This window comes from Pseudomonas sp. SWRI99, from assembly GCF_014270125.1.
Taxonomy (GTDB): domain Bacteria; phylum Pseudomonadota; class Gammaproteobacteria; order Pseudomonadales; family Pseudomonadaceae; genus Aquipseudomonas; species Aquipseudomonas hamedanensis.
The window spans coordinates 37,766-60,317 of the sequence record NZ_JABWQR010000035.1 but is presented as its reverse complement, the minus strand read 5'-3'; the positions used below and the strand labels follow the sequence as shown (position 1 = coordinate 60,317).

Below are 22,552 nucleotides of genomic sequence, written 5' to 3'. Positions count from 1 at the left end.
GATCTGTCGCACAGAAATGCAAAAGAGGCGCACAAATGAAAAGTCCCGGCGGGTGATGGCCGGGACTTTTTTGTGTGACTTACATCGATAGCATCAGGCGTCCGGCAAACAGGATCAGAATGACGCCCATGCTGCGCTCGAACCAATGTCCGAGGCGCATGAACAGCAGGCGCACTTTGTTACTGGAAAAAAACAGCGCGACGATCACGAACCACAGCGCGTTGACAAAACACATCCACAAACCATAGAACGCCTGGATCTGCAGCGGTGTGCTGGCGCTGATGATCGTGGTGAAGATTGCGAGGAAAAATAGCGTGGCCTTGGGGTTCGTCGCGTTGGTCAGAAAACCGGTGCTGAATGCTTTGAACAACGACTGTTCGACCAGCGGCTCGTCAGTGTTTTTTTCGCCTTCGACGCTGCTCTTCGGTTTGCTGCGGATCAGGCTGATGCCCAGATAAAGGATGTATGCGCCGCCGACCACTTTGGCCACCGTCAGCAGCCAAGGCGTGGTGTGCATCAAGGCGCCGACACCGAGCAAGGTGTACAACACGTGCACGGAAATCCCCGCGCCAATACCCAGCGCGGTGCAAATCCCCACCAGTCGGCCGAAGCGAACGCTCTGGCGAATGGTCACGGCGAAGTCCGGGCCGGGTGCGACCACGGCGAGAAAGTGAATAGTTGCCAGCGCCAGAAACTCGCCCAGGTAGTTGGAAAACATGTCAGCTCCAGAAAGTCAGAGGGGAAGCATTGCCGCGATAGCCGACAAAGAAGGACAGGCTCAAGCGCGGATCCGCCACGCCTGGGGTGACCGAGTGCATACGGCGCGAATTGAACATGATGAAATCGCCGGGCTGCGGTCGCACTTCGAGGGCGGGCGGCCCCAGCAGCGACGGCTCGATGCCGTAGCTGTCGCCACGCATTTCATCGAACTGGTCCGGCGTGATGTCGTCTTCCCACATCTGCAAGGCGCCGCCCTCGGTGGGCATGTTCAGGTAAACGTTGCAGGCGAACTGCGCTTCGAGGCTGCGCGCCTGGAAGCTGTCCGGTGCGTCTTTGGCGAAGATGTCGTGGTGGGCCAGAAAGCACACGCCGGGTTTGACTACGCGGGACAGGCCGACATACATCTTGCGACCGTAGAGGTTTTCCAGGTGGGCACCGGCCGGCCATGATTCATCGAGCATGCAGCGCAGGGTGTCGACCGGGGAAGAGTAGGGCGCGCAGCGATTGCGCAATTCGGCGATATTGCGGGTGGCGCGTTCGAAGTAATCCTCGATCAGTAACGGTTGGTTTTCCGCCTCATAAAATGCCATGCCGATACGGCCGATGCTCGGCGCGTTGATGTAGCCTTCAAAACCCGGCGCGAGAATCTTGTCGCCGAGCTCGATCGCCAGCGGCTCGGGCAAAAAGCTTTTGAGGCGGATGGCGAGGACTTCTTCGTTGGCCAGTTTTTTTATGCACGTCTCATCGAGACGCTCGACGTCTAGCATCATGGTTTAGGTCCATCTATCGATAGTCAACGGAACCTTCGAATGCGGCTCCCCCGGCGTCGGACGCTGCGCGGCGGCAGCGCCCGAAAAGCTCAATCCACGCTGTAGTGGACGGACAACGTGCCCTTCTTCTGCGAAAGGGACGCGATCGTGACTGTGCCCAATTCCTTCAGGCTGCGTACATGAGTGCCGCCACAGCCGTAGGCCGGCAGTTCTCCAAAACCGATTTCCCGCGCGCCTTCGCGCAGTGAGGTCAGGCGCGGCAGATCGTGTTCGATCCACTGCGCGATGCCGTGCTGGACGGCTTGCGCCTGTACTTCTTGCGCGGCGTCGCCCGGTTTGAACTGGACGCGGCCTTCGTCTGGCCAGTGGTGCGCCTTGACCGGCGTCCAGCCCATGGCCTGAATGAAGTGACCGATCAAATGCCCCGCTGAATGCATGCGGGCGTTATAACGACGGCGTTCCCGGTCGACGCGGATCGGCGTCATGCCAAGGCTCACCGGCCGATCGACGTAATGAATGATTCGCTCGGGATCCTGAACCACCCGCAGCACTTCGGCATCACCGATCCAGCCCGTGTCGTAAGGCTGGCCGCCACCCTGCGGATGAAACAAGGTGGCGCGCAGCACCACGGCGAATTCGTTCTCGTAGGGTGTGCAGTCGAGGACTTCGACATTCGCCTTGAGGTCATCGCTATGGAAAAAAAGGCGAAGCGTCATATTCCATGCCCTGATTGAAGTTTCTATTTTTATTATATGAATCGTGCAATAACGTGATAATCCGTTCAAACATCAAAGGACTTGTGCGTTGTGAGCATCAATCTACCGCTGCCACTGCTGGGTGAAATGGCGATTTTCGTCAAGGTGGTCGAGACCGGCAGCTTTTCGGAAGCGGCTCGGCAGATGGGCTCGTCACCATCGGCGGTGAGCCGCAGTATTTCGCGTCTGGAAAAAGCGCTGGCCACCCGCTTGCTGCAACGCACCACGCGCAAACTGCGCTTGAGTGACGGCGGGGAAGAGGTGTTCAAGCGCTGCCGGGAGATGGTCAGCGCGGCCCGTTCGGTGATGGAAATCAGTGGCCAATTTACCCATGAGGCGGAGGGCCTGGTGCGCGTCAGTGTGCCGAAAGCGGTGGGGCGGTTTGTGGTGCATCCGCACATGCCGGAGTTTCTGCGGCGTTACCCCAAAGTGGATGTGGAGTTATTGCTGGAAGATCGCGAGGTCGATTTGATTGACGATCATGTCGACCTGGCGATTCGCATAACCGATCGCCCCCCAGCCGGTCTGGTGGGGCGGCAGTTGCTGACCATCGACCATTTGCTTTGCGCCACGCCGCAATATCTGGCTGAACACGGTACGCCGACGCATCCTCACGATTTGCTCAACCACAGTTGTATTTATCTGGGCGAAACGCCGAGCGATGCGCGCTGGAAATTCAAGAAGGGCAGCAAGGCGGTGACGGTGGGTGTGCGTGGGCGATATGCCGCCAATCATACGGGCGTGCGGTTGGGGGCGGTGTTGCAGCATATCGGGATTGGCAGTTTGCCGTATTTCACGGCGCGTTATGCGTTGGAGCAGAAGCTGATTGTGCAGGTGTTGCCGGACTGGACGTTCCTTGCCTCTTACCACGGCGGGTTGTGGTTGCTGCATTCGCCGACGCGTTATTTGCCACCGAAGTTGCGGGTGTTTATTGATTATCTGGTGGAGTGTCTGGAGAAGGAGCCGACGTTGGGCAAGCCTGGGAAATCGGTTAGCGGGAGCAACGCGGCTGTGGCGTATGAGTTGCCTGAGAGTGAGGGATTGCTTTGAGCGTTTTTTTCTGGGGGACTTGGCGGCCTTGGGGCCGACCAGGCTGCTTGGGTTTTGGGTGAATATCCGTTGCTTCGGGTGGTGCTTCTGGCGGTTTCGCCCTTACGGCGAGTCCCTTTTTCAAACGCCAAAAAGGAACCAAAAGGCTGGGCCCCGGCGTTCGGCCCGCTCGCTGGGGCTCGGGGTTCCTTCGCTCCGGGATCGATCCGGGCGCAGCGTCTCCGGTTTGCTTCGCTGCACCTCCTTTCGATGTGTACGACTGCGTCGTACGGTCGCTGCGCTCCCACGCCCGGATCAATCCCGTAACGAAGCCTGCCGATGGGGCCGGCATGGCAAGATCAAGAGCGGTACTCGAGCTTGCGCTCATTGTTTTGAGTGGTGAGGAGCGGGCGGTGTTTGGCTTTGGTTTTGGTTTTGGTTTTGGTTGGTTTTGGTTTTGTGGGGGGGCTTTGGGTCTTGAAAAAAAGGCCCGCATGGGATTTCCAAGCGGGCCTCTGATCGTGTGTTGAAAATTAGTGTTTGCTGTCCTGTGCGGACATGGCCATCAGTTGTTTTTCCTGGTTCCAGTCGAAGGGTTCGTCGTTCTGTTCGGCTTCGAAGCGGCGTTCTTCGAGGGCCTGGTACAGGTCGATTTCTTCGTCGGACAGGTAGTGCAGGCAGTCGCCGGCGAAGTACCACAGCAGATCGCGCGGGATCAGGTGGGCGATTTGCGGGTAGCGGCTGATGACCTGGGTGAGGATGTCCTGGCCCAGGTATTGGCTTTCGATAGGGTCGATCGGCAGGGAGGCCAGCAGTTCGTCGAAGCGCTCGAGGAACAGGGCATGGCTTTCTTCGGGTACCTGTTCGGCCTCACCTACGGCGACCAGGATACTGCGCAGGTGGTCGAGCAAAACAAGATGGTCGGCAACGACGTTGGACACGAGATAAGTCCTCAAGAGCAAAACGGGCGCGGGAGTATAAAGCCCCCGCGCCCGTTTTTCATAAATAACCGCTAAACGTCAGCACGTCTCAGCGGATTTTTCCTTCGGCCAGCGCCAGCTCCTCTTTGTCGAAATCATCGACGTCGATCACTTTGCGGCGTGCCGCTTCGGCATCACGCAGGCTCTGCGCTTCCAGCGGTTGCAGCACGCCGGCTTCCAGTGCCGCGTCGATGGCGTGTTCGCCCGCAGTCGGTTTGACCTGACCGTTTTTCAGGGCGATGTGGAGTTTTTTGTGCAGCGGTTGTGTAGCATTCAGCAGATCGCTGGCGTGTTGCAGGGCGCCCACCGCATCGTCCGGTGCTTGCGGGCGATAGCAGCCGGCAAGCAGTTCTTCCAGCGCCGGATCGCCCTTGGCGCGACCGATGACTGCCGCGACTTCGGCACCGAGTTTGTCGGACGGGCCTTTATGGCGTCGGCCGAACGGGAACACGATGACGCGCAACAGGCAGCCGAGCACTTTGTTGGGGAAATTGCCCAGCAGTTCATCCAGTGCCCGTTCCGACTGGCCGAGGCTTTCTTCCATGGCCCAGCGGAACAGCGGCTCCATGTACGGCGGCGAATCCAGATCGTGATAGCGCTTGAGTGCGGCGGAGGCCAGGTACAGGTTGCTCAACACATCACCCAGGCGTGCCGACAGACGTTCGCGGCGTTTCAGTTCGCCGCCCAGCAGCATCATGCTGAAGTCGGCGAGCATGGCGAATGCGGCGGCCTGACGGTTGAGCGCACGGAAGTAACCCTGGCTGATTTTGTCGCCCGGCGCATGTTCGAAGTGGCCAAGGCCGAGGTTCAGCACCAGCGTGCTGGCGGCATTACTCACGGCGAAACCGATGTGCTTGAGCAGCAGGCCATCGAATTCCTTGAGCGCCTGATCTTTGTCTTCGCGACCAGCGAGGGCCATTTCCTTGAGCACGAACGGATGGCAGCGGATCGCGCCCTGACCAAAGATCATCAGGTTGCGCGAGAGAATGTTGGCGCCTTCCACGGTGATGAAGATCGGCGCGCCGTTCCAGCTGCGACCGAGGTAGTTGTTCGGCCCCATGATGATCGCCTTGCCGCCGTGCACGTCCATGGCGTGACTGATGCACTCGCGGCCGCGCTCGGTGAGGTGATACTTGAGGATCGCCGACAGCACCGAGGGCTTTTCGCCCAGATCCACGGCGTTGGCGGTGAGCATCCGCGCCGCATCCATCATCCACGCGTTGCCACCGATGCGCGCCATGGCTTCCTGAATGCCTTCGAAAGCGGACAGCGGCACATTGAACTGCTCACGAATCTGCGCGTACTGGCCGGTGACCAGACTGGTGAACTTGGCCGCGCCGGTACCCACCGCTGGCAGCGAGATCGAACGCCCGACCGACAGGCAGTTCATCAGCATCATCCAGCCCTTCCCGAGCATTTCCTGACCACCGATGAGGTAGTCCAGCGGAATGAACACGTCCTTGCCGGCGTTGGGGCCGTTCATGAACGCGGCGCCCAGCGGCAGATGGCGACGGCCGATTTCCACGCCGGCGGTGTCGGTCGGAATCAGCGCGAGGCTGATGCCCAGGTCTTCCTTGTCGCCCAGCAGGTGATCCGGGTCGTAAGCTTTGAACGCGAGGCCGAGCAGGGTCGCCACCGGGCCAAGGGTGATGTAGCGTTTTTCCCAGTTCAGGCGCAGACCAATGACTGGCTCACCTTCCCATTCGCCTTTGCAAATGATCCCGGTGTCGGGCATCGCTCCGGCATCGGAGCCGGCAAGCGGGCCGGTGAGGGCGAAGCAAGGGATGTCGTCGCCACGGGCCAGACGCGGCAGATAGTGATTGCGTTGGTCGTCGGTGCCGTAATGCAACAGCAGTTCGGCCGGGCCGAGGGAGTTGGGCACCATCACGGTGGAGGCAAGGTCGCCGCTGCGAGTCGCCAGTTTCATCGCCACTTGTGAGTGGGCGTAGGCGGAGAAACCCTTGCCGCCGTATTCCTTGGGAATGATCAGGGCGAAAAAGCCATGTTCCTTGATGTGTGTCCACGCTTCGGGCGGCAGGTCCATCGACTGGCCGATCTGCCAGTCTGTGACCATCGCGCAGAGTTCTTCGGTCGGCCCGTCGATGAAAGCCTGTTCTTCTTCGCTCAACTGAACCTTGGGGTAGGACAGCAGTTTGTCCCAGTCCGGACGGCCGCTGAACAGCTCGCCATCCCACCACACCGTGCCGGCATCGATCGCGTCGCGTTCGGTCTGCGACATCGGCGGCAGGGTTTTCTGAAACCAGTTGAACCGCGGCGCAGTGAAGTGTTTGCGGCGCAGGTCAGGCAGCAACAGCGGCGCGGCAACCACCGCCAGCAGGCCCCAGAAGATGAACAGCAGCCAGCCCGGCGCGTGACTGAAAATCCCCATTGCCAGTAAATAGACGGCAACGATGCCCAACGCGGGCAGCGGGGCGATGCGTCGGTGGGCGAGATACGCCACGCCGACGATCAAAACCAGTATCCACAACAACAGCATATTCAGTCCTCCGTGAACCAAGGCAAATCGACCCTCCAGAGCTTAGACGGCATCTGTAAAACCGGGTGGTCAGAGCATGGTGATTGAAATCGTGGGAAACCCCGGATGGTTTTTGTAGGTTCGGTGGGCAACACGTGTGGGAAATCGTTCGTAGCTGCGCAGCTTTGCTTTCAGGTTTGGCCGAAACGTCGTTATCTCTGTGCTCAGGCTGTCGCTAGACTCGTGACTCATCCAGGAGATTACCGCCATGCACGAGTATCTGAGCCCCGGCCGCTTCATCGATAGTGACCACCCGGCGGTGGTGGAGTTCGCCGAGCGGCATCGCGGCGCCAGCCATGATCCGCGTAAGCAGGCGATCAGTCTTTACTACGCCGTGCGCGAGGCGGTGCGTTACAACCCCTACACCTTCAGCCGAGATCCGCAAACCTTGCGTGGCAGCTACGCGCTGGCAGCGGGGGAGAGTTACTGCGTGCCGAAAGCCACGCTGCTCGCCGGTTGCGCGCGGCATTGTGGAATTGCGGCGCGCATCGGTCTGGCCGATGTGCGCAATCACCTGTCGACGCCGCGTCTGCTCGAGTTGCTGAAAAGCGATGTGTTTGCCATGCATGGCTATACCGAGCTGTTTCTCGATGGCCGCTGGGTCAAGGCCACTCCGGCGTTCAATCAGCAACTGTGCGAGTTGTTTAACGTTGAAGCATTGGATTTCGATGGCATCAACGACAGCGTTTTTCACCCGTTCAACCGTGACGGCGCGCAGTTGATGGAGTATCTGATCGATCACGGCCAGTTCACCGATGTACCGGAAACTTTCTTCTTCGAACACCTGGAAAAGTGCTACCCGCATCTGTTCAGTGCGCAGTTGCCGGTCCTGCTGGGCGATATGCAGACGGATTTGAGTCGCACCTGATCCGGCGTATGCTGGCCGTCCACTCACTTGCAAAGAGGCGGTCATGCTGAAGATCTGGGGACGGAAAAATTCGTCGAACGTCAGAAAGCCCTTATGGGCTGCCGAAGAGCTGGGCTTGGCGTACGAGGCCATCGATGCCGGCGGCGCGTTTGGTGTGGTCGACACGCCCGAGTACCGGGCGATGAATCCGAATGGCCGGGTGCCGGTGATCGAGGATGACGGTTTCGTGCTGTGGGAATCCAACGCCATCGTTCGCTATCTGCTGGCCAAACACGCCCCAGACAGCGCTTGGTATCCGGCGGATGCGCAAGCCCGCGCAACGGCGGACAAATGGATGGACTGGACCACTTCGAGTTTCGCCGGGCCGTTTCGCACGGTGTTCTGGGGTGTGCTGCGCACGCCTGCCGAGAAGCAGGACTGGAAGGCGATCAACGCCGCGATCAAGGAATGCGATGAATTGCTGAACATGGCCGACCATGCCTTGATCAGCCAGCCTTATCTGTCCGGAAACGAGATTGGCATGGGCGACATCCCGTTGGGCAGCTTCATTTATGCCTGGTTCGAAATGCCCATCGAACGCGCCGCGCAGCCCCATCTGCACGCCTGGTACCAGCGCCTGAAGCAGCGTCCGGCGTACCAGAAGGCGGTCATGACCGCGTTGACTTGATAATTACTATCGACACACTTGACTGTACTTGTGCGGCGACGGCAAGCACCATTGCGCTTCGTGTCGCGGTTGTTTCCCTCGCCGCCCGCCCTTATTTATTCCTTTCCTTCCTTCTTGGTGCATAAATCAGATATGAGTTCCGCTCTGTCCATCCGGCAGCTAACCAAAACCTACGGCAACGGGTTCCAGGCCTTGAGTGGTATCGATCTGGACGTCGCCGAAGGTGATTTTTTCGCCTTGCTCGGCCCCAACGGCGCCGGCAAATCCACAACCATCGGCATTCTCTCGACCCTGGTCAACAAGACCAGCGGCACGGTGAATATCTTCGGCCATGACCTGGACAAGAACCCGGCGGCGCTCAAGCGCTCGATCGGCGTCGTGCCTCAGGAATTCAACTTCAACCAGTTCGAAAAGACCTTCGACATCGTCGTGACCCAGGCCGGTTACTACGGCATCCCGGCGAAAATCGCCAAGGAGCGCGCCGAGCAGTACCTGACCGAGCTCGGCCTGTGGGACAAGCGCGATGTGCCGTCGCGTTCGCTGTCCGGCGGCATGAAGCGGCGCCTGATGATCGCCCGTGCGCTGGTGCATGAGCCACGCCTGCTGATCCTCGATGAGCCGACCGCCGGCGTCGACATCGAGTTGCGCCGTTCGATGTGGACGTTCCTCACCGAGCTGAACCAGAAAGGCATCACCATCATCCTGACCACGCATTATCTGGAAGAGGCGGAACAGTTGTGCCGCAACATCGGCATCATCGACCACGGCACGATTGTCGAGAACACCAGCATGCGCCAGTTGCTCAGTCAGTTGCATGTCGAGACCTTCCTGCTTGATCTCAAGGGCGATCTGTCTGCCGCGCCGCAGTTGGTCGGCTACCCGTCGCGGCTGGTCGATGCGCATACGCTGGAAGTCCAGGTCGACAAGTCGATGGGCATCACCGCGCTGTTTGGCCAACTGGCGCTGCAGAACATCGAAGTGCTGAGCCTGCGTAACAAAACCAATCGCCTTGAGGAGTTGTTCGTGTCCCTGGTGGAGAAAAATCTGTCGAAGGTGGCGGTATGAGTTCCGAGTTCGGTCCCAACCTTGTCGCCCTGCAAACCATCGTTTACCGCGAGGTCAAACGCTTCATGCGGATCTGGCCGCAGACCCTGCTGCCGCCGGCAATCACCATGGTTCTGTACTTTGTAATCTTCGGTAACCTGATCGGCCGGCAGATCGGCGATATGGGTGGCTTCACCTACATGGAGTACATCGTGCCGGGACTGATCATGATGTCGGTGATCACCAACTCCTACGGCAACGTGGTTTCCAGCTTTTTCGGCAGCAAGTTCCAGCGCTCGATCGAAGAATTGATGGTTTCGCCGGTGTCACCGCACACGATTTTGATCGGCTTCACCATTGGCGGCGTATTGCGCGGTTTGGCGGTGGGTCTGATCGTGACGATGCTGTCGCTGTTTTTCACCGATTTGCAGGTACATCACCTTGGCGTGACCATTCTGGTGGTGGTGCTGACGGCGACGATCTTTTCGCTGCTGGGTTTTATCAACGCGGTATTTGCGCGTAACTTCGACGATATCTCGATCATCCCGACCTTCGTGCTGACCCCGCTGACCTACCTGGGCGGCGTGTTCTACTCGATCACCTTGCTGCCGCCGTTCTGGCAGACCGTGTCGCTGGCCAACCCGGTGCTGCACATGGTCAATGCGTTCCGCTACGGGATTCTCGGTGTGTCGGATATTCGCATCGGCATTGCCATCACCTTCATGTTGGTGGCGACGGTGGTGCTGTATCTCGGCTGTGCGCGGTTGCTGGTGAGCGGGCGCGGGATGCGCACCTGATTACAGACCGCGTCGCCTTCTTCGCGAGCAGGCTCGCTCCCACATTGGAATGATTTTCTCTGTGGGAGCGAGCCTGCTCGCGAAGGGGCCAGTCCAGGCAGCGTAAAAAAAACGGCCTCCCATCGCGGAGGCCGTTTTGCATTCATTCATTTCTGCCGACTTTTCTTGCGCCGCCGCCATTGCCGTGCCACCCACCAGCGCCAGTACAGCATCACCAGGCAATAGGCGAGGGCGCCCAGCACCAGGCCGACCACCACCGAACCCAGCAGAAACGGCTGCCACAACGTTGACAGTTCACCGCTGATCCATTCCCAGGTCAGCTCATCCGGCAGGTGCCGTGCGGGCACGTCCATCAAGAACGCGCCGGCCTGATAGGTGCAGAAGAACACCGCCGGCATGGTGATCGGATTGGTCAGCCAGACCAGACTCACCGCGATCGGCATATTGCCGCGCACCATCACCGCCAGCGCAGCCGCCACCAGCATCTGCGCCGGGATCGGCAGGAAGGCCGCGAACAGGCCAACCGCCATCGCCCGGGCGACCGAATGGCGATTGAGGTGCCAGAGGTTAGGGTCATGCAGCAACGTGCCGAGAAAGCGTAAGGATTTGTGTTCCCTGATGCTCGTCGGGTCGGGCATGTATCGTTTGAATAAGCGCCGGGGCATAAGGCTTCTCGGTCGGTTAAGGCGGCAAGTATGTCTGGATTCTACGAACCACCCATTCAGACTTTGTGACAATTGTTGACGGCGGACGTGCCCGGCACCGGCTATGCCTAGGTGGGGACTCTCAAGGACGGGCATATGCGCACAGGGATGATGGCGCTGGCAGTCGGTCTGCTGGCCCCGGTTTTCATGCCGGCCTTGCCGCCGGTCGGTTTGTTGGTGGTGCTGCCAGTAATGGCGTTGATGCTGCTGCCCTTTCGCAGCTATCCATTGGCGTGTTTTCTGTTTGGCTTCACCTGGGCCTGCGTCGGCGCGCAGTGGGCGCTGAACGATCGCTTGCCGCCGCGCCTGGACGGCGAAACCCGCTGGCTCGAAGGACGGGTGGTCGGCTTGCCGCAGAGCAGTGACGGCGTGGTGCGTTTCGAGCTGGCCGATGCGCGCTCACGCCATGCAAAGCTGCCGTCGCTGATGCGCCTGGCCTGGTACGCCGGACCGCCAGTGAAAAGCGGTGAGCGCTGGCGCCTGGCGGTGAAGCTGAAGCGCCCCGGTGGCCTGCTCAATCCAGACGCGTTCGATTACGAGGCCTGGCTGTTGGCGCAGCGCATCGGCGCGACGGGTACGATCAAGGACGGCCAACGCCTCACGCCAGCCCGCAATGCCTGGCGCGACAGTCTTCGTCAGCGCTTGCTGGCAGTGGATGCACAGGGACGCGAGGGCTCGCTCGCCGCGCTGGTGCTGGGCGATGGTTCCGGTCTCAGCCGCGAGGACTGGCAAATTCTGCAGGACACCGGCACCGTGCATTTGCTGGTGATCTCCGGCCAGCACATTGGTTTGCTCGCGGCCGTGGTGTATCTGCTGGTCGCCGGGCTGGCGCGCTATGGGCTGTGGCCGCTGCGCTGGCCCTGGCTACCGTGGGCCTGCGGTCTGGCATTCGCCGCAGCGCTCGGTTACGGCCTGCTCGCCGGGTTCGACGTGCCGGTGCAGCGCGCCTGTGTGATGGTGGCGCTGATGCTGTTATGGCGCCTGCGCTTTCGCCACCTCGGTGCATGGTGGCCGTTGTTATTGGCATTCAACGGCGTGTTGTTGCTTGATCCGCTGGCGAGTTTGCGGCCTGGGTTCTGGCTGTCCTTTGCTGCGGTGGCGGTACTGATTCTCACCTTCGGCGGGCGGCTGGGCGCGTGGCGCTGGTGGCAGACCTGGACGCGCGCGCAGTGGTTGATCGCGATCGGGTTGTGCCCGGTGTTGCTGGCCTTGAGCCTGCCGATCAGCGTGAGCGGGCCGTTGGCGAACCTGCTGGCGGTGCCTTGGGTCAGCCTTGTGGTGCTGCCGCCGGCATTGCTCGGAACGTTGTCATTGCCCGTGCCCTATGTTGGCGAAGGGCTGCTGTGGCTGGCGGGCGGCCTGATCGACTGGCTGTTTATCGGGCTTGCGCTGATCGCCGGACAATGGCCGGCATGGATACCCGCAGCCATTCCATTCTGGGCACTGGCGGTGGGCGGCCTCGGCGCGGTCTTATTGCTTTTGCCCCGTGGCGTACCGCTGCGCCCATTGGGCTGGCCGCTGATGTTGCTATTGGTGCTGCCGCCCCGAGAGCCAATAGAAGAAGGGCAGGCGGATATCTGGCAACTCGACGTCGGCCAAGGTCTTGCCATCCTGATTCGCACCCGCCACCACGCGGTTCTGTATGACGCCGGCCCGCGTGTTGGTGATTTTGATCTGGGCGAACGCGTGGTGCTGCCTGCGCTACGCAAACTCAACGTGCAAAAGCTCGATTTGATGCTGCTCAGCCACGCCGATGCCGATCACGCCGGCGGTGCCCGGGCGGTGAGGCGCGGCTTGCCGGTGGCGCGGATCGTCAGCGGCGATCCGCTAAACCTGCCGGCGGAACTGAACGTCGCAGCCTGTGAAAGTGGCGAGCAGTGGCAGTGGGATGGCGTGCAGTTCCAGCTCTGGCAATGGTCGGACGCTGATGATAGCAATCAGCGTTCCTGTGTGTTGCAAATCGAGGCCAACGGCGAACGCCTGTTGCTCACGGGCGACATCGACACGCACGCCGAACGCGTCCTGCTCGCCAGCCCTCTGGCGGTGCCGACGCAATGGCTGCAATCGCCGCATCACGGCAGCCGCAGCTCATCATCGATGGCCCTGCTCAACGCGCTGCAAGCGCAATCGGTACTGATCTCCCGAGGCCACGGCAATGCCTTCGGTCATCCGCATCCGACCGTGCTTGCGCGCTATCGCAAGCAAGGCCTGCGCATCTACGACAGCGCCGAGCAGGGCGCCATTCATTTGCAGCTGGGTCGCTTCAAACCGCCGTGGACGATGCGTCAACAGCGGCGTTTCTGGCGTGATCCGCCTGCGCCCGGCCATTGATCGGTGCCAGCATGGATGCCACCTCACGGTCGTCGGGGCAGCGGGTCTTAAACGCCAATCGGTATGGTAAAGTGGCGCACTTTTTCGAGGGGGCTGTCACTGTGTGGGAATTGGTCAAATCCGGCGGCTGGATGATGTTGCCGATCATTCTGAGTTCCATCGCGGCCATGGCGATCGTCGCCGAGCGTCTGTGGACCCTGCGCGCCAGTCGCGTCACCCCCGAGCATTTGCTGGGCCAGGTCTGGGTCTGGATCAAGGACAAGCAGCTCAACAAGGAAAAACTCAAGGAACTGCGCGCCAACTCGCCGCTGGGGGAAATCCTCGCCGCCGGCCTGGCCAACTCCAAGCATGGTCGCGAGATCATGAAAGAGTGCATCGAAGAGGCCGCCGCGCGGGTCATTCATGAACTTGAACGCTACATCAACGCCCTCGGCACCATCGCGGCCATGGCGCCGCTGCTCGGTTTGCTCGGCACCGTGCTGGGCATGATCGACATTTTCAGTGCGTTCACCGGTTCCGGCATGACCACCAACGCTTCGGTATTGGCGGGCGGTATCTCCAAGGCGCTGATTACCACCGCAGCGGGCCTGATGGTCGGCATTCCGGCGGTATTCTTCCACCGCTTCCTGCAACGTCGTATCGATGAGCTGGTGGTCGGCATGGAGCAGGAAGCAATCAAACTGGTCGAAGTGGTGCAGGGCGACCGTGACGTCGACCTCTCTGAGGGCAAAGCGTGAAATTCCGTCGCAAGCCCCGGGAAACCGTGGACATCAACCTCGCGTCGCTGATCGACGTGGTGTTCATCCTGCTGCTGTTTTTCGTAGTGACCACCACGTTCACCCGTGAAACCCAGCTGCGCGTGGACCTGCCGGAAGCCGTCAGCGGCTCGCCGGCCGAAGACCAGCAGGTCAAACAGCTCGACGTTGCGATCAGTGCCGAAGGCGTGTTCTCGGTGAACAACAAGATTCTGCCGAAAAACGATCTGGCAACGCTGATGGAAGCCATGCAGAAAGAATCCAACGGCGACACCAACATGCCGTTGTCGATCAGTGCCGATGGCAAGGCCCAGCATCAATCGGTGATCACCGCCATGGACGCGGCCGGCAAGCTTGGTTTCAGCCATCTGCGCATGACGACGGTCGAGGCGGCGCCGAAATCCTGATGAGCCTGTCTGATCGTCTGCTCGCCGCGTGGTACCAGGGGCACCCGGCCCTGACGCTGCTGCGGCCGCTGGAAATGCTTTACCGCCGCGTGGTGGTCAACAAGCGTCAGCGCTTTCTCGACGGTGAAGGTGAAATCTATCAGTCGCCGGTGCCGTTGATCGTGGTCGGCAATATCACCGTCGGCGGCACCGGCAAAACGCCGATGATCCTCTGGCTGATCGAGCATTGCCGCCGCCGTGGACTGCGCGTCGGGGTGGTCAGTCGCGGTTATGGTGCCAAGCCACCGCAACTGCCGTGGCGGGTCGAGGCCGGGCACAGCGCCGAGGTTGCCGGTGACGAGCCGCTGCTGATCGTCCAGCGCACCGGCGTGCCGCTGATGATCGATCCTGATCGCAGCGCCGCCGTCAAAGCCCTGCTCGCCAGTGAGCCGCTCGATCTGATCCTCTCCGACGACGGCATGCAGCATTACCGCCTCGCGCGGGATCTGGAATTGGTGCTGATCGATGCCGCCCGTGGCCTCGGCAACAAACGCTGTCTGCCGGCCGGGCCGTTGCGTGAGCCTATCGAGCGTCTGAAAAGTGTCGACGGCGTGCTGTTCAACGGTGCCCTGGATGATCGCGACGATGGTTTCGCCTTTCGCCTGCAACCCACTGCGCTGGTCAATCTGCGCAGCGGCGAGCGCAAACCCCTCGATCATTTCCCGGCAGGCCAGGCCGTGCACGCGGTCGCCGGCATCGGCAATCCGCAACGTTTCTTCAATACCCTCGAAGCGCTAGACTGGCGCGCAGTGCCCCATGCGTTTGCCGACCACGCCGAATACAGCGTGCAAGCCTTGAATTTCACCCCGTCATTGCCGTTGGTGATGACCGAAAAGGATGCGGTCAAGTGCCGTGCCTTCGCTGCGGACGACTGGTGGTATCTGGCGGTCGATGCCGTGCCGTCGCCGGCCTTCGTGGCCTGGTTCGACACACAGCTGATACGCCTGTTGCCGGATCGTCTTTTGCCTTAACTCTTTTTTCCTGGGAATGTTCATGGACACCAAATTGCTCGACATCCTCGCCTGCCCCGTGTGCAAAGGCCCGCTCAAGCTCAGCGCCGACAAGACCGAACTGATCAGCAAGGGCGCCGGTCTGGCGTACCCGATCCGTGACGGCATCCCGGTGATGCTGGAAAGCGAAGCCCGCACCCTGACCACCGACGAGCGTCTGGATAAATGACCACTGCCTTCACCGTTGTCATTCCATCACGTTACGCCTCGACCCGTCTGCCGGGCAAACCGCTGCTGGATATCGGCGGCAAGCCAATGATCCAGCACGTCTGGGAGCAGGCGAGCAAAAGCAGCGCCAGCCGGGTCGTGGTCGCGACTGACGATGCGCGCATCGTCGAGGCCTGCAAGGGATTCGGCGCTGAAGTGGTGCTGACCCGTGAAGATCACAATTCCGGCACCGATCGTCTGGCCGAAGTGGCGGCGAAGCTGGGCCTTGAGCCGGACGCAATCGTAGTCAACGTGCAGGGCGACGAGCCGCTGATTCCGCCGAGCGTGATCGATCAGGTCGCGGCCAACCTGGCCGCCCACACCGAAGCGCGGATGGCGACGCTGGCCGAGCCGATCGAAGACGTCGAGACGCTGTTCAACCCGAACGTGGTCAAGGTCGTCAGCGACCTCAATGGCCTGGCGCTGACATTCAGCCGTGCCACGCTGCCGTGGGCGCGCGATGCGTTCGCCAAAAGCCGCGAGCAACTGCCGGAAGGCGTCCCCTATCGCCGCCACATCGGCATCTACGCCTACCGCGCCGGTTTCCTGCAGGATTTCGTTAACTGGGGCCCTTGCTGGCTGGAAAACACCGAATCGCTCGAACAGCTGCGTGCCCTGTGGCATGGCGTGCGCATTCATGTCGCCGATGCGTTGATCGCGCCGCCGACCGGTGTCGACACGATCGAAGACCTTGAGCGCGTTCGCCGCCTGCTGGAGGCGTGATGCGCGTTCTGTTTGTGTGCCTGGGCAACATCTGCCGGTCGCCCACGGCCGAAGGTGTGTTGCGCCATAAATTGCGCGAAGCGGGGCTGGCGGATCAGGTTGAAGTAGCCTCTGCGGGGACCGGCGACTGGCATGTCGGCAATCCGCCGGACAAACGCAGTCAGGCCGCCGCGAAACTGCGCGGATATGACCTGTCGCTGCAACGCGCGCAACAGGTCAGCCGCGCCGACTTCGCCAGCTACGACCTGATTCTGGCGATGGACCACAGCAACCTGCGCAACCTCAAGGCCTTGCAACCGTCTACCGGCAAGGCCGAACTGGATCTGTTCCTGCGTCGCTACGCCGGTCTGGTCGATGAGGTGCCGGACCCGTATTACGACGGCGACCAGGGTTTCGAGCAAGTGCTGGACCTGATCGAAGCGGCTTGCGACCAACTGCTGATCGAAGTGAAGGGCCGGTTATGAGTGTGCAGGTGCAATCGCAGGTTTCCCTGAAGCCGTTCAATAGCTTTGGTGTGGATGTTCGCGCGCAATTTTTTGCCGAAGCCCACAGCGATGCCGATGTGCGTGAAGCGCTGGACTATGCCAAATCTCATGAGCTGCCGTTGCTGGTCATCGGTGGCGGCAGCAACTTGCTGCTGACCGCGGATATCCAGGCGTTGGTCTTGCGCATGGCCACGCGGGGCATTCGCGTGCTCAGTGATGACGGCAACCGCGTGGTGATCGAAGCGGAAGCCGGCGAGCCGTGGCATCCGTTTGTGCAACACACTCTGGCCCAGGGTTTTTCCGGTCTGGAAAACCTCAGCCTGATTCCCGGCACCGTCGGTGCCGCGCCGATGCAGAACATCGGCGCCTACGGCGTCGAGATCAAGGATGTGTTCGCCGGTCTCACCGCGCTGGATCGCCAGTCCGGCGAGCTGCGCGATTTCAGCTTGCAAGAGTGCAACTTCGCTTACCGCGACAGCCTGTTCAAACAGCAGCCGGGGCGTTGGCTGATCCTGCGGGTGCGCTTTAACCTTGATCGCGCCGCGCATCTGCATCTTGAATACGGCCCGGTGCGTCAGCGCCTGAGCGAGCAGGGCATCGAGCAACCGACGCCCACCGACGTCAGCCGCGCCATTTGCAGCATCCGCAGCGAAAAACTGCCGGACCCGGCGGTGCTCGGCAATGCCGGCAGCTTCTTCAAGAATCCGCTGGTGCCTGCCGCCGTGGTCGCACAGATCAAGCAGCAGCACCCGGATGTGGTGGCTTATGCGCAACCGGACGGGCAGATGAAACTCGCTGCCGGTTGGCTGATCGAGCGCGCCGGCTGGAAAGGTTTTCGCGAGGCCGACGCCGGCGTGCATAAATTGCAGGCGCTGGTGCTGGTCAACTATGGCGCGGCGACCGGGCTGCAACTGCTCGACCTGGCGCAACGGATCCAGAAAGACATTGCCGAGCGTTTCAATGTCGAGCTGGAGATGGAGCCGAATCGGTATTGAAGCAGTTGCAAGCTTCAAGCGGCAAGCGGCAAGCTACACTGCGTCGTGAGCCACCTGCCGCTTGTGCTTGCAGCTTGTAGCTAAAAACTTGCAGCTAGAGGACGCCCTGTATAAGCAGGGCTTTTTTGTTAATGCTGGGTTAACTTAGCGAGCTAACGATACCACCCATTTGCTCCACCAAAGGCCCGGTTGCGAGCTACAAGCTACAAGCTACAAGCGAATCAGAAACGCCTTTACTTGCGCCTGAAGCTTGCCGCTTGCAGCTCAGATGTGACCCCATAACCTCCAATAACTATGCGGGCGTGCCCATGATTACCCTGAAACTCAACGGTCAAGACCATTCTCTCGATGTCACTGAAGACATGCCGCTGTTATGGGCGATTCGTGACGTCGCCGGTTACAACGGCACCAAATTCGGCTGCGGCATGGGCCTGTGTGGCGCCTGTACCCTCCATATCGACGGTTCACCGGCGCGCAGTTGCATCACGCCGATCGGCTCGGTAGTCGGCCAGAACGTCACCACCATCGACAACCTGCACGCCGACCCGATCGGCAAAGTCGTCCAGCAGGCATGGCTCGACAGCGCCGTTGCACAATGCGGTTATTGCCAGGGCGGGCAAATCATGTCCGCCACCGCTTTGTTGAAAACCAACCCGAACCCCAGCGACGAGCAGATCGAAGAAGCCATGGTCGGCAATATTTGCCGCTGCGGTACGTACAACCGGATCAAGACGGCCATCCGCCAGGCCTCCACCCACCTGAAGGAGGCCAAGGCATGAGCCGCCTTCCGAATGATTTCGCCCTGAGCAACCTCAGCCGTCGTGGCTTTCTCAAAGGCGTCGGCGCCACCGGAGCGCTGGTACTGGCCGCGAGCTGGGGCTGGCAGGATGCATTGGCCGAAGACGCGCCGAAGAAATTTGGCGCCGACGGCATGCCCAATGGCTGGATCGACGACCCCAAGGTTTATGTGAGCATCGCCGCCGACGGCAGCGTCACCGTGGTGTGCAACCGTTCGGAAATGGGCCAGGGCGTGCGCACCAGCCTGACCATGGTCGTGGCCGATGAGCTGGAGGCTGATTGGGCTCAGGTCAAAGTGCAGCAAGCGCCGGGCGATGAAGTGCGTTTCGGCAATCAGGACACCGACGGTTCGCGCAGCATGCGCCATTGGTATGAGCCGATGCGTCGTTGCGGTGCGGCCGCGCGGACCATGCTTGAGCAAGCGGCCGCCGCGCAGTGGAAAGTGCCGGTCGGCGAATGCCACGCGCAGCTACACAAAGTCATCCATAAACCGTCCGGTCGCGAGCTGGGCTATGGCGAACTCGCCGCTGCCGCGAGTGCGTTGGCGGTGCCGGCGCGTGACAGCCTGCGCCTGAAGCAGCCGTCGGAATTTCGCTACATCGGCAAGGAAGGCACCAAGGCCATCGACGGTGCCGATATCGTCAATGGCCGTGCGGTGTACGGCGCCGACGTGCATTTCGATGGCATGCTCTACGCCACCATCGCCCGCCCGGCGGTCTATGGCGGCAAGGTCAAAAGCCTGGATGACAGCGCCGCGCTGAAAGTGCCCGGCGTGCTAAAAGTGATTCAAATCGAAAGCCGGCCGTTGCCGTCGGAGTTCCAGCCACTGGGCGGCGTGGCCGTCGTCGCGAGCAATACCTGGGCGGCGATCAAGGGCCGCGAGGCGCTGAAGATCGAGTGGGACGATGGCCCGAATGCCAGCTATGACTCGATTGCCTATCGCAAGGAGCTTGAGGCGGCTTCGCTGAAGCCCGGCAAAGTGGTGCGCAATACCGGTGACATCGACAAGGCCTTGAGCGGCGCTGCCAGCACGCTTGAGGCGTCTTATTACTTGCCGCATCTGGCGCAGGCGCCAATGGAGCCGATGGTTGCCGTTGCTCGTTTCCAGGACGGCGTGTGCGAAGCCTGGGCACCGAGTCAGGCACCGCAAGTCACCCGTGAGCGCATCGCTGAGCGTCTGGGCGTGCCGTTCGACAAGGTCACCTTCAATGTGACGCTGCTGGGCGGTGGTTTCGGCCGCAAGTCGAAACCGGACTTCGTGGTTGAAGCCGCAATCCTCGCCAAGGAATTTCCGGGCAAGGCCGTACGGGTGCAGTGGACGCGTGAAGACGACATCCACAACTCGTATTTCCACACCGTGTCGGCCGAGTACCTGAAGGCCAGCGTCGACAAGAACGGCATGCCGTCCGGCTGGTTGCATCGCACCGTGGCCCCGAGCATCACCGCGTTGTTCGCGCCGGACATGAACCATGAGGCGGCGTTCGAACTGGGCATGGGCTTCACCAACATGGCCTACGCAATTCCCAACGTGCGTCTGGAGAACCCCGAAGCCAGGGTGCACACGCGGGTTGGCTGGTATCGCTCGGTATCGAACATTCCCCATGGTTTTGCGATCCAGAGTTTCGTCGATGAGCTGGCACACAAGGCCGGGCAAGATCCGCTCAAGTACCAGATCAAGCTGCTGGGTCCGGATCGGCAGATTGATCCGCGCACGCTGAGCGAGGAGTGGAACTACGGCGAATCCCCTGAGCGCTATCCGATCGATACCGGGCGCATGCGCACCGTACTGGAAACTGCGGCCAAAGCCGCCGGATGGGGTCGCAAACTGCCCAAGGGCCGTGGTCTCGGTCTGGCGGTGCATTACAGCTTCGTCACCTACGTGGCAGCGGTGATCGAAGTCGAGGTCAAGGACGACGGCACGCTGATCGTGCACAAGGCAGATATCGCCGTCGATTGCGGGCCGCAAATCAACCCCGAGCGGATTCGTTCGCAGTTCGAGGGCGCCTGTGTCATGGGCCTGGGCAATGCTGTGCTGGGCGAAATCAGCTTCAAGGACGGCAAGGTCCAGCAGGACAACTTCCATATGTACGAAGTCGCGCGCATGTCGCTGGCGCCGAAAGAAGTGGCCGTGCATCTGGTCACGCCGCCCGGTGAAGTGCCATTGGGCGGGGTTGGCGAACCGGGCGTGCCACCGATTGCGCCGGCGCTGTGCAATGCGATTTTTGCCGCTACCGGCAAGCGCATCCGCAATCTGCCAGTGCGTTATCAGTTGCAGGGCTGGCAAAAGGCAGAAGCGTAATGGACAGCGTCGACCTCAATGTCCTGCGCAGCGTGCTGGAATGGCGTCGCGCCGGACAACGGGTGGTGCTGTTCAGCGTGGTCCAGACCTGGGGCACCGCGCCCCGGGCACCTGGCGCCATGCTGGCATTGCGCGAGGATGGTGTGGTGATCGGTTCGGTGTCGGGCGGGTGTGTCGAGGATGACTTGATCGCCCGGCTGCACGACGGCCGGATCGCCGCCGACGGCCCGCCGGTACAGATGATCACCTACGGTGTGACCCGCGAGGAGGCTGCGCGTTTCGGCCTGCCTTGCGGGGGCACCCTGCGTTTGACCGAGGAGCGTGTTGGCGATCCGGCGTGGGTGGCCGAACTGCTGCAGCGTTGCGAAAACCATGAAATTGTCGCTCGCGAGCTGAACATCGAAACCGGCGAGGTGGTGCTTGCGCCGGCGAATAAAGCCGATTCGCTGGTGTTCGACGGCAAGACCCTGCGGGCGATTTACGGCCCGCGCTGGCGCTTGTTGTTGATCGGCGCCGGGCAGTTGTCGCGCTACGTTGCGGACATGGCGCGGCTGCTGGATTTCGAAGTGCTGATCTGCGATCCGCGCACTGAGTTCGTCTACGGTTGGGAAGAGCAGCACGGCCGATTCGTGGCCGGCATGCCGGATGAGGCAGTGCTGAACATCCAGACTGACGAGCGTACGGCGATCGTCGCATTGACCCATGATCCGCGTCTGGATGACATGGCGTTACTCACGGCGCTGGATTCGCCGGCCTTCTACGTCGGTGCACTCGGCTCGCGGATCAACAGCCGCAAACGCCGGGAAAACCTCGCTGAGCTAGGCTTGTCGCAAGCGTCGATCGATCGCCTGCACGGGCCGATCGGTTTACACATTGGCAGCCACTCGCCGGCGGAGATCGCCTTGTCCTTGCTGGCGGAGATTGTCGCGATCAAGAACGGTGTAGAGCTGAAACAGAAGAAACCGCTGGAGGGCGTATGAGCCGATCCATCGCAGTGATTGTGCTGGCGGCGGGCGAGGGCAGTCGCTTTCGCCAGGTCGCCGGCCCTGATAAGGACAAATTGCTGGCTGACTGTACGGGGCGCGACGGCGCGGTGCGTTCGGTGATTGAACAGGTGCTGGTGAATTTGCCGGCCAGCCTCGACAAGCGTGTGCTGGTGACGACTGAGGCACGGCCGCAGGCGATGCGCATGGCGCAGGCTTATGGCTGCGACGTCGTGTCGATCGAATCGACCGGGATGGGCGACAGCATTGCTGCAGGTGTTGCTGCGTGCGCCGATGCGGATGGCTGGTTGATTATCCTTGGCGACATGCCGTTTATCCTGCCATCGAGTATTGAACAGGTGGTCGCGGCGATGGCCGATGATGCGGTGAGCGTCCCGGTGCTGGGTGGCGAGTTTGGTCATCCGGTGGGGTTTGGACGTGGGTTTGGCGCGCAGTTGCAGGCGCTGACCGGCGATCGTGGGGCTCGGCCGTTGTTTGCGCAGGGGCGGGTGGTAGAAGTGGCGGTGGATGATCCCGGAGTGTTGTGGGATATCGATGTGCCTGAATCTTTGGTATTTCCTCATTCCTGAGCCATACACAGATCCCCTGTAGGAGTGAGCCTGCTCGCGAAAGCGGTGGTTCAGCTAAAG

At 61.1% G+C, this 22,552-nt stretch carries 24 protein-coding genes; 18 read left to right on the top strand and 6 right to left on the bottom strand.

The window, feature by feature from the left end; genetic code table 11:
- Nucleotides 1–79: 79 nt before the first annotated feature.
- The 3 genes from HU743_RS23790 to HU743_RS23780 all read right to left on the bottom strand — a co-directional run bounded on the left by HU743_RS23790 (nt 80) and on the right by HU743_RS23780 (nt 2,206).
- Nucleotides 80–718, bottom strand: a complete 639-nt coding sequence (locus HU743_RS23790; RefSeq protein WP_186651563.1) for a LysE family translocator — start codon at nt 716–718, stop codon at nt 80–82.
- Nucleotide 719: 1 nt separating this feature from the next.
- A complete protein-coding gene (locus tag HU743_RS23785) occupies nt 720–1,490 on the bottom strand; it encodes a 2OG-Fe(II) oxygenase (RefSeq protein ID WP_186546942.1) in 771 nt (256 codons plus the stop codon).
- Between the two features lie 89 nt (nt 1,491–1,579).
- Nucleotides 1,580–2,206, bottom strand: coding sequence for an alanyl-tRNA editing protein (locus HU743_RS23780; protein ID WP_186651561.1), 627 nt, complete (start codon nt 2,204–2,206; stop codon nt 1,580–1,582).
- Between the two features lie 90 nt (nt 2,207–2,296).
- Between HU743_RS23780 and HU743_RS23775 the strand changes: the two genes are divergently transcribed.
- Together HU743_RS23775 and HU743_RS23770 are read left to right on the top strand one after the other, a co-directional pair.
- A complete protein-coding gene (locus HU743_RS23775; protein WP_186546944.1) occupies nt 2,297–3,295 on the top strand; it encodes a LysR family transcriptional regulator in 999 nt (332 codons plus the stop codon).
- A 329-nt stretch (nt 3,296–3,624) separates the two neighbouring features.
- Nucleotides 3,625–3,804: a hypothetical protein gene (locus HU743_RS23770; protein WP_186651559.1), complete on the top strand. Its 180-nt coding sequence runs from the start codon at nt 3,625–3,627 to the stop codon at nt 3,802–3,804.
- Between the two features lie 3 nt (nt 3,805–3,807).
- On the opposite strand, the gene HU743_RS23765 is transcribed toward HU743_RS23770, so the two are convergent.
- Entirely contained in the window at nt 3,808–4,215 is a 408-nt protein-coding gene (locus HU743_RS23765) for a PA2817 family protein (protein WP_090285247.1), read from the bottom strand.
- 88 nt (nt 4,216–4,303) lie between these two features.
- A complete protein-coding gene (locus tag HU743_RS23760; RefSeq protein WP_186651557.1) occupies nt 4,304–6,751 on the bottom strand; it encodes an acyl-CoA dehydrogenase in 2,448 nt (815 codons plus the stop codon).
- A gap of 247 nt (nt 6,752–6,998) precedes the next feature.
- On the opposite strand from HU743_RS23760, the gene HU743_RS23755 reads away from it, so the two are divergent.
- From HU743_RS23755 to HU743_RS23740, 4 genes are all read left to right on the top strand, one after another.
- Nucleotides 6,999–7,658, top strand: a complete 660-nt coding sequence (locus HU743_RS23755) for a transglutaminase family protein (protein WP_186620805.1) — start codon at nt 6,999–7,001, stop codon at nt 7,656–7,658.
- A gap of 43 nt (nt 7,659–7,701) precedes the next feature.
- Nucleotides 7,702–8,325, top strand: a complete 624-nt coding sequence (locus HU743_RS23750; RefSeq protein WP_186651555.1) for a glutathione S-transferase — start codon at nt 7,702–7,704, stop codon at nt 8,323–8,325.
- A gap of 132 nt (nt 8,326–8,457) precedes the next feature.
- Nucleotides 8,458–9,390 carry an ABC transporter ATP-binding protein gene (locus HU743_RS23745; protein WP_186651553.1) on the top strand — a complete coding sequence of 311 codons (933 nt, stop codon included), beginning with the start codon at nt 8,458–8,460 and terminating at the stop codon, nt 9,388–9,390.
- Nucleotides 9,387–10,166 carry an ABC transporter permease gene (locus HU743_RS23740; RefSeq protein WP_186620801.1) on the top strand — a complete coding sequence of 260 codons (780 nt, stop codon included), beginning with the start codon at nt 9,387–9,389 and terminating at the stop codon, nt 10,164–10,166. The genes HU743_RS23745 and HU743_RS23740 overlap by 4 nt, the downstream gene beginning before the upstream one ends.
- Nucleotides 10,167–10,312: 146 nt before the next feature.
- Here HU743_RS23740 and HU743_RS23735 read toward each other — a convergent pair whose 3' ends face one another.
- Nucleotides 10,313–10,831: a DUF2062 domain-containing protein gene (locus HU743_RS23735; RefSeq protein WP_186546951.1), complete on the bottom strand. Its 519-nt coding sequence runs from the start codon at nt 10,829–10,831 to the stop codon at nt 10,313–10,315.
- Between the two features lie 135 nt (nt 10,832–10,966).
- Between HU743_RS23735 and HU743_RS23730 the strand changes: the two genes are divergently transcribed.
- From HU743_RS23730 to HU743_RS23675, 12 genes are all read left to right on the top strand, one after another.
- Nucleotides 10,967–13,201 carry a DNA internalization-related competence protein ComEC/Rec2 gene (locus HU743_RS23730; RefSeq protein WP_186651551.1) on the top strand — a complete coding sequence of 745 codons (2,235 nt, stop codon included), beginning with the start codon at nt 10,967–10,969 and terminating at the stop codon, nt 13,199–13,201.
- Between the two features lie 101 nt (nt 13,202–13,302).
- Nucleotides 13,303–13,938: a MotA/TolQ/ExbB proton channel family protein gene (locus HU743_RS23725; RefSeq protein WP_186546953.1), complete on the top strand. Its 636-nt coding sequence runs from the start codon at nt 13,303–13,305 to the stop codon at nt 13,936–13,938.
- Nucleotides 13,935–14,363, top strand: a complete 429-nt coding sequence (locus HU743_RS23720; RefSeq protein ID WP_016771006.1) for a biopolymer transporter ExbD — start codon at nt 13,935–13,937, stop codon at nt 14,361–14,363. Before HU743_RS23725 ends, HU743_RS23720 begins: the two co-directional genes overlap by 4 nt.
- Nucleotides 14,363–15,373: a tetraacyldisaccharide 4'-kinase gene (gene lpxK / locus HU743_RS23715; RefSeq protein WP_186546954.1), complete on the top strand. Its 1,011-nt coding sequence runs from the start codon at nt 14,363–14,365 to the stop codon at nt 15,371–15,373. Before HU743_RS23720 ends, lpxK begins: the two co-directional genes overlap by 1 nt.
- 22 nt (nt 15,374–15,395) lie before the next feature.
- Complete coding sequence (locus HU743_RS23710) at nt 15,396–15,581, top strand: Trm112 family protein (protein ID WP_003179363.1); 186 nt, start codon at nt 15,396–15,398, stop codon at nt 15,579–15,581.
- Nucleotides 15,578–16,342: a 3-deoxy-manno-octulosonate cytidylyltransferase gene (gene kdsB / locus HU743_RS23705; RefSeq protein ID WP_186546955.1), complete on the top strand. Its 765-nt coding sequence runs from the start codon at nt 15,578–15,580 to the stop codon at nt 16,340–16,342. Before HU743_RS23710 ends, kdsB begins: the two co-directional genes overlap by 4 nt.
- Nucleotides 16,342–16,806: a low molecular weight protein-tyrosine-phosphatase gene (locus tag HU743_RS23700; RefSeq protein ID WP_186651550.1), complete on the top strand. Its 465-nt coding sequence runs from the start codon at nt 16,342–16,344 to the stop codon at nt 16,804–16,806. The genes kdsB and HU743_RS23700 overlap by 1 nt, the downstream gene beginning before the upstream one ends.
- Nucleotides 16,803–17,822, top strand: a complete 1,020-nt coding sequence (gene murB / locus HU743_RS23695) for a UDP-N-acetylmuramate dehydrogenase (protein ID WP_186651548.1) — start codon at nt 16,803–16,805, stop codon at nt 17,820–17,822. Before HU743_RS23700 ends, murB begins: the two co-directional genes overlap by 4 nt.
- A 308-nt stretch (nt 17,823–18,130) precedes the next feature.
- Nucleotides 18,131–18,601, top strand: a complete 471-nt coding sequence (locus tag HU743_RS23690) for a (2Fe-2S)-binding protein (protein ID WP_186651545.1) — start codon at nt 18,131–18,133, stop codon at nt 18,599–18,601.
- Nucleotides 18,598–20,919 carry a xanthine dehydrogenase family protein molybdopterin-binding subunit gene (locus tag HU743_RS23685; RefSeq protein WP_186651543.1) on the top strand — a complete coding sequence of 774 codons (2,322 nt, stop codon included), beginning with the start codon at nt 18,598–18,600 and terminating at the stop codon, nt 20,917–20,919. The genes HU743_RS23690 and HU743_RS23685 overlap by 4 nt, the downstream gene beginning before the upstream one ends.
- Nucleotides 20,919–21,899 (top strand): XdhC family protein, encoded by a 981-nt coding sequence (locus HU743_RS23680; protein WP_186651541.1) that lies wholly within the window; start codon nt 20,919–20,921, stop codon nt 21,897–21,899. The genes HU743_RS23685 and HU743_RS23680 overlap by 1 nt, the downstream gene beginning before the upstream one ends.
- Nucleotides 21,896–22,492, top strand: a complete 597-nt coding sequence (locus HU743_RS23675; RefSeq protein WP_186651539.1) for a nucleotidyltransferase family protein — start codon at nt 21,896–21,898, stop codon at nt 22,490–22,492. Before HU743_RS23680 ends, HU743_RS23675 begins: the two co-directional genes overlap by 4 nt.
- Nucleotides 22,493–22,552 lie beyond the last annotated feature (60 nt).

What these genes read in the sequence shown, in the direction of transcription:
- murB (WP_186651548.1), top strand. Translation starts at nt 16,803, where the DNA reads ATGAGTGTGCAGGTGCAATCGCAGGTTTCCCTGAAGCCGTTCAATAGC.
- HU743_RS23690 (WP_186651545.1), top strand. Translation starts at nt 18,131, where the DNA reads ATGATTACCCTGAAACTCAACGGTCAAGACCATTCTCTCGATGTCACT.
- HU743_RS23780 (WP_186651561.1), bottom strand. Translation starts at nt 2,206, where the DNA reads ATGACGCTTCGCCTTTTTTTCCATAGCGATGACCTCAAGGCGAATGTC.
- HU743_RS23710 (WP_003179363.1), top strand. Translation starts at nt 15,396, where the DNA reads ATGGACACCAAATTGCTCGACATCCTCGCCTGCCCCGTGTGCAAAGGC.
- HU743_RS23685 (WP_186651543.1), top strand. Translation starts at nt 18,598, where the DNA reads ATGAGCCGCCTTCCGAATGATTTCGCCCTGAGCAACCTCAGCCGTCGT.
- HU743_RS23770 (WP_186651559.1), top strand. Translation starts at nt 3,625, where the DNA reads ATGGCAAGATCAAGAGCGGTACTCGAGCTTGCGCTCATTGTTTTGAGT.
- lpxK (WP_186546954.1), top strand. Translation starts at nt 14,363, where the DNA reads ATGAGCCTGTCTGATCGTCTGCTCGCCGCGTGGTACCAGGGGCACCCG.
- HU743_RS23755 (WP_186620805.1), top strand. Translation starts at nt 6,999, where the DNA reads ATGCACGAGTATCTGAGCCCCGGCCGCTTCATCGATAGTGACCACCCG.
- HU743_RS23735 (WP_186546951.1), bottom strand. Translation starts at nt 10,831, where the DNA reads ATGCCCCGGCGCTTATTCAAACGATACATGCCCGACCCGACGAGCATC.
- HU743_RS23730 (WP_186651551.1), top strand. Translation starts at nt 10,967, where the DNA reads ATGCGCACAGGGATGATGGCGCTGGCAGTCGGTCTGCTGGCCCCGGTT.
- kdsB (WP_186546955.1), top strand. Translation starts at nt 15,578, where the DNA reads ATGACCACTGCCTTCACCGTTGTCATTCCATCACGTTACGCCTCGACC.
- HU743_RS23740 (WP_186620801.1), top strand. Translation starts at nt 9,387, where the DNA reads ATGAGTTCCGAGTTCGGTCCCAACCTTGTCGCCCTGCAAACCATCGTT.
- HU743_RS23760 (WP_186651557.1), bottom strand. Translation starts at nt 6,751, where the DNA reads ATGCTGTTGTTGTGGATACTGGTTTTGATCGTCGGCGTGGCGTATCTC.
- HU743_RS23700 (WP_186651550.1), top strand. Translation starts at nt 16,342, where the DNA reads ATGCGCGTTCTGTTTGTGTGCCTGGGCAACATCTGCCGGTCGCCCACG.
- HU743_RS23750 (WP_186651555.1), top strand. Translation starts at nt 7,702, where the DNA reads ATGCTGAAGATCTGGGGACGGAAAAATTCGTCGAACGTCAGAAAGCCC.
- HU743_RS23785 (WP_186546942.1), bottom strand. Translation starts at nt 1,490, where the DNA reads ATGATGCTAGACGTCGAGCGTCTCGATGAGACGTGCATAAAAAAACTG.
- HU743_RS23790 (WP_186651563.1), bottom strand. Translation starts at nt 718, where the DNA reads ATGTTTTCCAACTACCTGGGCGAGTTTCTGGCGCTGGCAACTATTCAC.
- HU743_RS23680 (WP_186651541.1), top strand. Translation starts at nt 20,919, where the DNA reads ATGGACAGCGTCGACCTCAATGTCCTGCGCAGCGTGCTGGAATGGCGT.
- HU743_RS23745 (WP_186651553.1), top strand. Translation starts at nt 8,458, where the DNA reads ATGAGTTCCGCTCTGTCCATCCGGCAGCTAACCAAAACCTACGGCAAC.
- HU743_RS23675 (WP_186651539.1), top strand. Translation starts at nt 21,896, where the DNA reads ATGAGCCGATCCATCGCAGTGATTGTGCTGGCGGCGGGCGAGGGCAGT.